This is a genomic window from Arthrobacter sp. SO3 (genome assembly GCF_020532825.1).
Lineage (GTDB): Bacteria > Actinomycetota > Actinomycetes > Actinomycetales > Micrococcaceae > Arthrobacter.
In genome coordinates, this window is the sequence record NZ_MQTS01000189.1 from 39188 (window position 1) to 50172 (window position 10985).

Below are 10985 nucleotides of genomic sequence, written 5' to 3' on the forward strand. Positions count from 1 at the left end.
GGGTTCGTCCGGGGTTGCCAGGGTCAGCACGGCTTCCTCCACGGTTTCGCGGTCTTCCAGCTCGCGTTCTATCCGTCGCAGGGTCACAGCCACTTCGTGCTCCGGGTGGTCCCCCTGCAGGTCCACCGCCGCGACGAGGTACAACTTGCGTGGGCCGACAAACTCCAGGTGCAGGTAGGTGAGCCGGGCAATGTCCGGGTGCTCCAGCACCCGAAGAGCCATGGAGCGTTCGATGTCCGGGGTCACGCCCTGGCCCACCAGGAACCGCCGGTTGCGGTCGATCAGTACGACGGCGACGACAGCCAGCAGCACGCCGACGACGATCGACCCCACCGCATCCGGCAGCGGCGAACCCGTGACCTGATGCAGGAACACGCCCGCAAAGGCCACGACCAGGCCGACCAGCGCCGCGGCGTCCTCCGCAAAGACGGCGCGCAGGGTGGGATCTGAGCTGATCAGGACCTGCTCCAAGGTGTGGCGTTCGAGCTCGTGCGCCGCCTTCCTGGTCTGGCGGAAGGCCTGGATGAAGGAGATGCCCTCAAAGACGAAGGCCACGGCCAGGACCAGGTAGGCCACCTCGAAGTCGGCCGCAGGCTCCGGCGCGATGATCTGCTGGATGCCGTGCATGATGGACACCACGGCGCCAGCGGTGAAGAGCCCGAATGCCGCAAACATCGACCAGACGTAGGCTTCCCGGCCGTAGCCCATGGGATGGCTCTTGTCCCGCGGCTTGACCGATCGCCGTTCCGCGAAGAACAAGAACACCTGATTTCCGGTGTCCGCCCAGGAGTGCGCTGCCTCTGCCGTCATTGAGGCTGATCCGGTGAGGACCGCGGCCACGGACTTCGCGGCAGCGACGAGGATATTCGCGACAAAGGCGATGATGACCGTCAGCAGGGTCGAGCTGGATTCTTTTCGCTTCTTGGTGTGCGCCATTGGCCTACCGTATCCAATGGGCAGCATCCGCTGTGCTTCCTGCTTTCCGCCCCTGCCAATTGTCGGCGCCCCCTCGTAGGCTGTCCACATCGGCAGAAGCAAAGGGGTCTCACATGCACTGTTCCATCATCCCTCCGTACCTGCTCCGTCGCCTGGCAGCCCAGCGCGAACCGGAGCTCTCCGAGGCGGCCCGCGCGGCGAAGCAAGCCCTGCGGCACGTTCCGGCCTTCCATGCGTCCCGGGCCCAGCCCGGTCCAGGCAGCCATCCCGGCATGCGGGAACTCAAGCCGTCCCCGCCGGAGCGGACGGTGTACGACGCCAAGTTCACCGAGCAACTCCCCGGCAGTGTGGTCCGCAAGGAAGGGGAACCACCCACCGGAGATCCCGCCGCCGATGAGGCCTACGACGGGCTGGGGCACACCCACCGCCTCTACGCCGAGGCGTTCGGCCGGAACTCGATCGACGGCAACGGCCTCCACCTCGATGCCACGGTGCATTACGGCCGCCTGTACGACAACGCATTCTGGGATGGCCAGCAGATGGTCTTCGGTGACGGCGACGGCCAGGTCTTCCAGCGGTTCACGAAGTCACTGAGCGTGATCGGCCACGAGCTGGCCCACGGCGTCACCCAGTATTCGGCAGCGCTGGTCTACCGCAACCAGGCCGGCGCGCTGAACGAATCGATGTCCGATGTGTTCGGGGCGCTCGTTGAGCAGTTTGTCCGGCAGCAGACGGCGGCGCAGGCCAGCTGGCTGATCGGCGAGGGCCTCTTCACGGACCAGGTCCAGGGGACCGCTCTGCGTTCCATGAAGGCTCCGGGGACGGCGTACGACGACGACGTGCTCGGCAAGGACCCGCAGCCGGACTCCATGGACGGCTATGTGCACACGAGCGCCGACAACGGCGGGGTACACCTCAACTCCGGCATCCCCAACCGGGCGTTCTGCCTGGTCGCCACGGCTCTCGGCGGCAATGCGTGGGACGCGCCGGGGCGGATCTGGTACGAGACGCTGACGGGGGGCACCCTGTCCCCGACCGCCACGTTCGGGGCGTTCGCCAAGGGCACGGCCGCGGCCGCCGGGGAGCTTTTCGGGGCGGATTCCAAAGAGCATGACGCCGTGCGGTCCGCGTGGGAAACTGTGAAGGTAAAGTTCCCGGGAGCGCGGCGCTAGGCCAAGCTCATGAAGATCCGAGACCCATGAAGATCGCAGTCTCATGAAGATCACCGTCCAGCGCAGCGGCGGCGTTGCCGGCATGAAGCGGACGTGGACCGTGCAGCCCACGCCGCCGGAGGATACGGACTTCTGGCAGCCCCTGATTGAGGCGTGCCCGTGGGACGCCGTCCCCTCGACCGGCCGGGGCGCCGCCGGCGGGCAGCCCGACCGGTTCCTATACAACATCCGCGCCGGACAGCACCGCGCCACCCTGCCCGAGCAGGCCGTCACCGGACCGTGGCGGGATCTGGTCGAGAAGGCCAAGGAGGCAGCCGAGCCGCCGCCCTAGACTGCGGCGGCCAGGTGTCCGCGGAAGGTGCGGCGGTAGGACTGCGGGCTGGTGTCCAGCACCTTGGCGAAATGGTGCCGCAACAGCACCGAGTGGCCAAAACCGGACTCGCGGGCGATTTCGTCGATGTTGAGGTCCGTGGTCTCGAGCAGTTCCTGGGCCCGCAGCACGCGCTGGGAGTTGAGCCAGGCCGCCGGGGTCGCGCCCGTCTCGGAGCGGAAGCGCCTGGCGAAGGTCCGGGGCGACATGTGGACGCGCGCGGCGAGCTCGTTGACGGGGTGGTCCTCCCCCAGGTGCCGCACCATCCACTGCAGGAGTTCCTCCATGGGTTCCGAACCGCAGGGCGGGATCGGCCGGTCGATGAACTGGGCCTGGCCGCCGTCGCGGTGCGGCGGAACCACCATGTCGCGGGCGATGGCTGCCGCCACGGCGGCGCCGAATTCCACCCGGACCAGGTGCAGGCAGGCATCGATGCCGGCGGCCGTCCCGGCGCTCGTAATGATCCGGCCGTCCTCGACGTAGAGGACGTTTTCATCCACCAAGGCATCGGGATACCGGCTGGCGAGCTCCTGGGAAAAGTGCCAGTGCGTCGTGCAGCGGCGGCCGTCGAGCAGCCCGGCCCGGGCCAGGGCGAAGGCGCCCGAACAGATGGACATGACCCATGCCCCGCGGGCGTGCGCGGCCCGCAGCGCCTCGAGGACTGATTCGGGGACATCCTCGTCCCGGCCGTAGGGAGTCATGATGACCAGGTCCGCGTCCGCCGCTGCGTCGAGTCCGAGCCCCACGTGCATGGACAGCCCGGACTTCATCGGCACGTCACCCGGTGCCGGGGTGCAGACCCGGAAATCGAAGGCCGACACACCGGTCCCCCGGTCTGACCTGTCCACACCAAAGACCTCAAACGCGGTGCCGAACTCAAAGATTGAGAAGTTGGGCACCACGATCATTGCCACTGATTTGATCATGACTCCATTCTGTCAGAAACAGTGGCAGAAACTATAGCTTTTTGGGCATTTCTGCCACTTCTTTTGGGTCCGCCACCGGAGAACCATGGAGGTATGGAACTCCTTGGAATCGCCCTTATCGTCCTCGTCGTCGTCGGCCTCGCAGCCACCGTCGCAGCCCTCCGCAAGGACGGGCTCGGCCACAACCCGCCGGTCCGCTCGGAAGAGTACTGGATGGCCCGGGACCTCCCCAGCACCAGCTACACCTTGCGGATCTTCTAATCCCCGCCAAAGACAGTCCACACTTCACCGCCACCCGTCCCCCGCCACCCGGTGCCCGGTCCCGACAGGGACCGGGCACCCTTATGTCCGAAGAAACAGCCCCGGGACAGTTCCCAGTAGACTGAGTGCAGCCATGACACTGCATATCTCCTACCCCGCCGAGCTGCCGGTCTCCGAGCGCCGCGAGGACCTGATGGCCGCCATCGCGGCCAACCAGGTGACCATCATCGCCGGCGAGACCGGTTCCGGTAAGACGACCCAGATTCCAAAGATGTGCCTGGAACTCGGCCTCGGCGAGAACGGGCTGATCGGACACACGCAGCCGCGCCGGCTGGCCGCCCGCACGGTCGCAGAACGCATCGCGGAGGAACTCGGCGTCGAGATCGGCCAGGAAGTCGGCTTCCAGGTCCGCTTCACCGGGGAGGTGGGCCGCAACACCAAGGTCAAGCTCATGACCGACGGCATCCTGCTGGCGGAAATCCGGCGGGACAAGCTGCTGCGCAGGTACAACGCGATCATCATCGACGAGGCGCATGAGCGCAGCCTCAACATCGACTTCATCCTCGGCTACCTCAAACGGATCCTGCCGCAGCGGCCGGACCTGAAGATCATCATCACCTCCGCCACCATCGATCCGCAGCGCTTCGCCAGGCACTTCGGCAGCGAGGAAGAGCCGTCGCCGATCATCGAGGTCTCCGGACGCACCTATCCGGTCGAGATCCGCTACCGCCCGCTGTCCCAGCCGGCCGGCGGGGCCGCCGGTGACAGCGCCGACGACGTTGCAGCTGCGGCCTCCGACGACGAGCTGGAGGAGGACCGCGATCCCCTGGACGCCGTCTGCGACGCCGTCGACGAACTCGCACAGGAGGCTCCCGGGGACATCCTGATCTTCTTCTCCGGCGAGCGTGAGATTCGCGACGCCGCCGAGGCCCTCAACGGCAGGATCCAGTCCAACCGGAAGCTGGCCGGCACCGAGGTGCTCCCGCTCTTCGCCCGGCTGAGCCTGCAGGAACAGCACAAGGTCTTCCACCCGGGCAGCAAGCGCCGGATCGTGCTCGCCACCAACGTCGCGGAGACCTCCCTGACGGTGCCCGGCATCAAGTACGTCATTGACACCGGCACCGCGCGCATCTCCCGCTACTCGCACCGCACCAAGGTCCAGCGCCTGCCGATCGAGCGCGTCTCCCAGGCCTCCGCGAACCAGCGCTCGGGCCGCTGCGGCCGCGTCTCCGACGGCATCGCGATCCGGCTGTACTCGGCGGAGGATTTTCAGTCCCGGCCGCCGTTCACCGATCCCGAGATCCTGCGCACCAACCTCGCCGCGGTCATCCTGCAGATGACCGCGATGGGAGTGGCCCGGGGCCCGAAGGATGTGGCGAACTTCCCGTTTGTGGAGCCGCCGGACACCCGGGCCATCAACGACGGCGTCACCCTGCTCCGCGAGCTGGGTGCCTTGAGTGCCGCGCGTCCGCCGGAGCAGACGGGCGACGGCGACGGCCGCACCGGGCGCCGGCCTGCCGGCGGTGCAGCCGGAAGAGACGGCGGCGGGCTGACCGCCGTCGGCCAGCAGCTCGCCCAGCTGCCCGTGGACCCGCGGCTCGGCCGGATGATCGTCGAATCCGGCAAGCGCGGCTGCGTCCGCGAGGTCATGATCCTCGCCGCGGCGCTCACCATCCAGGACCCGCGCGAACGCCCGACCGACAAGCAGCAGCTCGCCGCGGAGAAGCACGCCCGCTTCCGCGACGAGAACTCGGACTTCACCGGCTTCCTGAACCTTTGGAACTACCTCCAGGAGAAGCAGCAGGAGCTCTCCTCCACAGCTTTCCGCCGGCTCTGCCGTGCCGAGTTCATCAACTACCTGCGCGTCCGCGAGTGGCAGGACCTCTTCGCGCAGCTGCGCCAGCTGGCCCGGCCGCTCGGCATCAGCCTGGACAACAAGCGCCTGGCCGATCCGGTGGGCAACCACGAGGGTATCCACATCAGCCTGCTCTCGGGCCTGCTGAGCCACGTGGGCATCCTCGATGAGCGCAAGCGCGAGTATGCCGGCGCCCGCGGCAGCCGCTTCGCGATCTTCCCGGGCTCGGCCCTGTTCAAGAAGTCCCCCACCTTTGTCATGGCCGCGGAGCTCGTGGAGACGAGCCGGCTGTGGGCCCGGGTGGCGGCGAAATTCGATCCGCTCTGGGTCGAGCAGGTGGCGCCGGACCTGGTCAAGCGCAGCTACAGCGAACCGCACTGGTCCAAGAAGATGGGCTCGGTGATGGCCCATGAGAAGGTCACGCTGTACGGCGTGCCCATCATTCCGAGCCGCCGGATCAACTACGGCAAGGTGGACCCGGAGCTCTGCCGGGAGCTGTTCATCCGTCACGCCCTGGTCGAGGGCGACTGGCAGACCCACCACAAGTTCTTCCACCGCAACCGGGCGCTGCTCCTTGAAGTCGAGGAGCTGGAGGCGCGGATGCGGCGCCGTGACATCCTGGTGGACGACGAGACGCTCTTCGAGTTCTACGACGCCAGGCTCGGCAAGGACGTCGTGTCCGAGCGGCACTTCGACAAGTGGTGGAAGGAGGCCCGGCAGCAGGACCCCGCGCTGCTCGACTTCGACCAGGCGCTGCTGATCAGCGAAGACGCCGATGCCCTGGACGACTCGGCCTACCCGAAGACCCTGCTGCACAGGGGCTTTGAGCTGCCGCTGAGCTACGAGTTCCACCCGGTGGCCCCCGGGTCGCCGCCCAACCCGTCCGACGGCGTCACCGCCGAGGTGCCCGTGCTGTTCCTGAACCAGCTCGACGACGCGGCGTTCCGCTGGCTCATTCCGGGCCAGCGGGTGGAGCTGGTCACTGCCCTGATCAAGTCCCTGCCCAAGCAGGTGCGCAAGAACTTCGTGCCGGCCCCGGACGTTGCCCGGCAGGCCGTCGCGGCCCTCGAGGCGGACTTCGATCCGGCCACGGACGAGCTGGAAGCCTCACTGGAACTGGTCCTGCGCCGGATCCGCGGCCAGGTCATCCCGCCGCATTCCTGGAACTGGGACGCCGTCCCGCCGCACCTGCGGGTCAGCTTTCGCGTCGTGGATTCCCAGGGGAAGGTCCTGGACGAGGGCAAGGACCTCGGGGTGCTGCAGGAACGGCTGGCACCGGCCACCCGGCGGGCGATCGCCGAGTCACTGGGCGCCACGCCCGCGACGACGGCACCCCAGGGCAAGGGCAGGTCCGGCGCGGTGGCGGGCGGCAGGTTCAACGGCAAGTCGGCAGCACGGGCCGCCCTCGCGGCTCCCGGGACCGCGGCTTCCGCAGTCTCCGGCGCTTCGACCGGTTTCGCCGAGCAGGCCGGGCTGAATTCATGGTCCTTCGGGACGGTCCAGCGCCAGGTCCAGGGCACGGTGAAGGGGCATACTGTCACCGGCTACCCTGCGCTCGTGGATGCAGGCAGTTCCGTCGCCCTGAGGCTCTTCCAGACCAGCTCCGAACAGGAACAGGCCATGCGCGGCGGCGTCATCCGCCTGCTCGCACTGAAGGTGCCGCCCCCGGACCGCTACGTCCTGGAGCACCTGAACAATATCGAGAAGCTGACGTTCAGCCAGAACCCGCACGGCTCCGTCACGGCGCTGATCGCCGACTGCGCGCTGGCCGCCATCGACAAGCTCACCCCCGCCGAGCTGCCGTGGGACGAGGCGTCCTTCAACGCACTGTACGAGAAGGTCCGCGCCGAGTTGATCGACACTGTCTTCACCGTCACCGCCGTCGTGGAGCGCATCCTGGCGAGCACCCGGCGGATCGAGAAGGCACTCAAGGGCACCACGAGCCTGGCCCTGATCAGCGCACTGAATGACATCAAGAGCCAGCTGGAGCAACTGGTGTTCCCCGGCTTTGTGGCACGCACGGGCTACAGCCAGCTGAGCCAGCTGCCGCGCTACCTCGCGGCGATCGAGAAACGCCTGGAGAAACTCCCCACCAACGTCCAGCGGGATGCCCAGCACATGGCCGCGGTCCAGGCCCTGGAGGACGACTACGACGACGCCGTCTCGGCGCTGCTCCCGGGCCGGCGGGCCGGAGCCGAGTTAACCCAGGTCCGCTGGATGATTGAGGAGCTCCGGGTGAGCCTCTTCGCCGTCGAACTCGGCACCGCCTATTCGGTCTCCGAGAAGCGGATCCGCGCGGTGCTCAATAAGGCGCTGGCGCCGGTCTGACAACCGGTCAGGACAGTCAGACCCGCGCCAGCTGGGTCAGCGAATGGTGACGGCCGAGCCGTTTCAGGCATCCGGAACGTGCGCCGCGTGTCCGGCTTTCCGGAGACCTTCGCGGAGCTTCCCGGCGTTGGCGTCCAGCCGCGCGGGATCGGGGTTCTGGTCCACCGACCCGAAGTCGAAGTCCGCCATGGTGTTGGACGGCCACACGTGGACATGCAGGTGGTTGATCTCGTAGCCGGCCACTATGAGGCCGGCGCGTGCCGCGCCGAACACCCCCACCTGGACGGCGCCGATCTTCTGGGCCACCTGCATGACGCGGGCCAGCAGCTCGGGGGATGCATCGGTCCAGCGGTCCACTTCCTCGGTCGGCACCACGAGGGTGTGGCCGTCGGCGAGCGGACCCACCGTCAGGAACGCCACAACGTCGTCCTCGCGCCAGACGAAGCGGCCGGGGATCTCGCCGTTGATGATCCTGGTGAAGAGAGTGCTCATGCGTCTGCCCTTTCCGAGGGTGTTCCGAGGGTACTGGTGTCCAGGACAAAACGGTACTTCACTTCTCCTGCCACCATGCGGTCGTAGGCCTCGTTGAGCTGGTCGGCGCGGACCACCTCAACCTCGGACGTGACGCCGTGCTCGGCGCAGAAGTCCAGCATCTCCTGCGTCTCGGCGATGCTGCCGATCAGTGACCCGGCGTACGCGATCCGCCGCCGGATCAACGCTCCGGGGTTCACCGGCGGCATGTCCTCCGAGGGCAGGCCGAGCTGGAAGAGTGCCCCGTCAACGCGCAGGGTGCGGAAGTACGGGTTGAGGTCGTGGGGCGCGGCGACGGTGTCGATGATGACGTCGATGCTGCGGTTCGCCGCGTCCATCGCGGCCTCGTCGCGGGACAGGATGACGTCGTCGGCGCCGAGTTCCCGGGCTGCGGCGATCTTGGACTCCGAGGTGGTGAAGACCTTCACTTCGGCGCCCATCGCCTTGGCGAGCTTCACGGCCATGTGGCCCAGGCCGCCCAGTCCGACGACGCCGACGACGTCCCCCTCTTCGACGTCGAAGTGGCGCAGCGGGGAGTACGTGGTGACGCCGGCGCACAGCAGCGGCGCGGCCGCGGCGGGGTCGAGGCTTTCCGGGACGTGCAGGACGTAACGGCGGTCCACGACGATGGAGCTGGCGTAGCCGCCCTGCGTGGTGGCATCCCCGTTCCGGCGGTCCTTCGAGCCGTAGGTCCCGGTCATGCCGTTCTCGCAGTACTGCTCCAGGCCATCGAGGCAGCTGTCGCATTCGCGGCAGGAATCGACCAGGCAGCCGACGCCGACCAGCTCGCCGATGGTGAAGTCGTCGACGGCAGATCCGACGCGGCTGACCCGGCCCACGATTTCGTGGCCGGGGACGAGCGGATAGTTCTGGTTTCCCCATTCGCCGCGGGTGGCGTGGACGTCGGAGTGGCAAAGCCCGCAGAATTCGATGGCGATCTCGACGTCGTCTTCCTTCGGGGCGCGGCGTGCCACCGTCAGGGGAACAAGGCCGCTGTCGCTCGCTGTCGCACCGTAGGCGGCGGCATGGCGCGGGCCCGGCGTCGGGGTGCCCGTGGTCAGATCGGGAAGCGGCTTGGCGAGGGGCGGCGGTACGGGGCGTCCGGGTGTCATGGTCCGACGCTACCCCCGGGTGCGGCCGCTATGCCAATTCGGGCGCGGGCGGCCGGGGGCGCGCTGGCCACTACGGTCCCCTGGCGGAATCTCCTGGACGTCAGCCGAGCGAGAGGACGAGATACAGGACTGCGAGGACCAGTGCGACGGGGGTCATGACGAGGCGTTCCGGCTTGCTGCGCGAGATCCCATTCATCACCGCGCCCAGGGTAAAGTACCCCGCCAGCACCCATGCGAAGACCGCGGTGGCGGTTTCATTGACCGCCGGCGGAGCCATCTGGGCTCTGGCCAGCGCCGTATACGCAAAAAGCGTGTAGAGGGCAACGGATACCGCGCTTCCGATCCGGAGTCTGGCCGGGAGGACATCGTGCTGTCCGCCCCACGCCATTCTCCCAAGCGGCGCCCCGCCGATCAGGGCGGCCTGAAAGAGGCCCAGACCGGCCAAGATGGCGCAGGCGACTATTGCGGCAAGCTGAACTGAAGCCATGAGGCAACCAATCTTGTGTCCGGCGCCGGGCAATCCCGGTTCCAATGGTCGGGCATCTGGGGTTCGCCCGTGGGGATGAATTTCACGCAGGGAGGACAGGGGATCGACGGGGCAGCCGCCGCTGGAGTTCTCGTGACACGCCGAGTCATGGCCGTTCCTCCGCGTCGGCGTTGAGTACCCGGAGGGCATTGTCGATAATCCGGTCGAGCTGTTGAACCAATGCTGTTACGTCTACTCCCTGATCAACTCCGTCTTGATGGGTTTCGAGGCCACGCCAGGCGCGTTCCAGCAGCTCCGTGCCATTCCGGGACAACGAGATTGTGTTCGCCCGGGCATCGTCCGGGTGGGGCCGCGCCGTGACCAGATCATCGTCGAGGAGCCGCCCGAGCCGCTGGGTGATGGACGCCCGCGACACGTCAAGCTTGTCTGCGATTTGTCGTTGCGTCAGCTGGCCCACGGTGCCGATGGTGAGCAGGACCAGGAAAGCCGAATAGCGAATCCCGTGGTGTTCCTGAAGGTAGCGGTCCGCGAGGCGGTCCACCAGCGCCGTCGCGCGGTGCAGCTTGAAGGCAGCACTCTCGACGATGTCGTGCTGTTCGGTGTTATCCATATTGTTAAGCAGTTAACTAAAATGCGCTTTTGTTGTCAAGGTGGGCAACACGCCTGGACCACCACAGCAACGCGGGGTCACGTCCGGCCCATCCGGCGGCGGATTATGGGCGCTAGGTGACCCCGCGTTGCGTTTACCGGCAGCCATGCCGGGCTTTGGGTTCCGTCCCGGCGGTGCTTCACGGGGGGCCGCTGCGGGGAAACTGGACAGGGCATTTCGTGCGGATGTCTGCGGCGGATCGACCGGGGTTTAACCCGGGTTTAACTGTCGCAGGTGCCCGATAGTCTGATTCCATGGACGGCAAGCAGGGGCCCGATGTGGTTCCGGAAGCGGCAGTTGGTGTGATGGTCACGGAGGTGGCCCGCTCCCTCGCTGCCGTCCGGCCCGCCGGTGATGG

General features: G+C 67.5%; 10 protein-coding genes. 4 read left to right on the top strand and 6 right to left on the bottom strand.

Annotated features, from left to right (window positions below; translation table 11 throughout):
* Positions 1-936 (bottom strand): cation diffusion facilitator family transporter (locus BJQ90_RS17885; RefSeq protein WP_226761555.1); only part of this gene is annotated, 936 nt, incomplete at its 3' end.
* A 113-nt stretch (positions 937-1049) separates the two neighbouring features.
* On the opposite strand from BJQ90_RS17885, the gene BJQ90_RS17890 reads away from it, so the two are divergent.
* Both BJQ90_RS17890 and BJQ90_RS17895 read left to right on the top strand, forming a co-directional pair.
* Entirely contained in the window at positions 1050-2108 is a 1059-nt protein-coding gene (locus tag BJQ90_RS17890) for a M4 family metallopeptidase (RefSeq protein ID WP_226761556.1), read from the top strand.
* Positions 2109-2151: 43 nt separating this feature from the next.
* Positions 2152-2439 (top strand): protealysin inhibitor emfourin, encoded by a 288-nt coding sequence (locus tag BJQ90_RS17895; protein ID WP_226761557.1) that lies wholly within the window; start codon positions 2152-2154, stop codon positions 2437-2439.
* On the opposite strand, the gene BJQ90_RS17900 is transcribed toward BJQ90_RS17895, so the two are convergent.
* Positions 2436-3404 carry a GlxA family transcriptional regulator gene (locus BJQ90_RS17900; protein WP_226761558.1) on the bottom strand — a complete coding sequence of 323 codons (969 nt, stop codon included), beginning with the start codon at positions 3402-3404 and terminating at the stop codon, positions 2436-2438. The two genes, BJQ90_RS17895 and BJQ90_RS17900, sit on opposite strands and share 4 nt — an antisense overlap.
* A 93-nt stretch (positions 3405-3497) precedes the next feature.
* Between BJQ90_RS17900 and BJQ90_RS17905 the strand changes: the two genes are divergently transcribed.
* Both BJQ90_RS17905 and hrpA read left to right on the top strand, forming a co-directional pair.
* Positions 3498-3665, top strand: coding sequence for a hypothetical protein (locus tag BJQ90_RS17905; protein ID WP_226761559.1), 168 nt, complete (start codon positions 3498-3500; stop codon positions 3663-3665).
* A gap of 133 nt (positions 3666-3798) precedes the next feature.
* The gene (gene hrpA, locus BJQ90_RS17910; RefSeq protein WP_226761560.1) at positions 3799-7848 is read left to right on the top strand and encodes an ATP-dependent RNA helicase HrpA; all 4050 of its coding nucleotides are present in this window, start codon (positions 3799-3801) and stop codon (positions 7846-7848) included.
* 63 nt (positions 7849-7911) lie between these two features.
* Here the strand turns inward: hrpA and BJQ90_RS17915 are convergent, their stop codons facing one another.
* From BJQ90_RS17915 to BJQ90_RS17930, 4 genes are all read right to left on the bottom strand, one after another.
* Positions 7912-8340, bottom strand: a complete 429-nt coding sequence (locus tag BJQ90_RS17915) for an HIT family protein (RefSeq protein ID WP_226761561.1) — start codon at positions 8338-8340, stop codon at positions 7912-7914.
* Positions 8337-9491, bottom strand: a complete 1155-nt coding sequence (locus BJQ90_RS17920; protein WP_226761562.1) for an NAD(P)-dependent alcohol dehydrogenase — start codon at positions 9489-9491, stop codon at positions 8337-8339. The genes BJQ90_RS17915 and BJQ90_RS17920 overlap by 4 nt, the downstream gene beginning before the upstream one ends.
* A 100-nt stretch (positions 9492-9591) precedes the next feature.
* A complete protein-coding gene (locus tag BJQ90_RS17925; RefSeq protein WP_226761563.1) occupies positions 9592-9978 on the bottom strand; it encodes a hypothetical protein in 387 nt (128 codons plus the stop codon).
* Between the two features lie 145 nt (positions 9979-10123).
* Positions 10124-10588, bottom strand: a complete 465-nt coding sequence (locus BJQ90_RS17930; protein WP_226761564.1) for a MarR family winged helix-turn-helix transcriptional regulator — start codon at positions 10586-10588, stop codon at positions 10124-10126.
* Between the last annotated feature and the right edge of the window lie 397 nt (positions 10589-10985).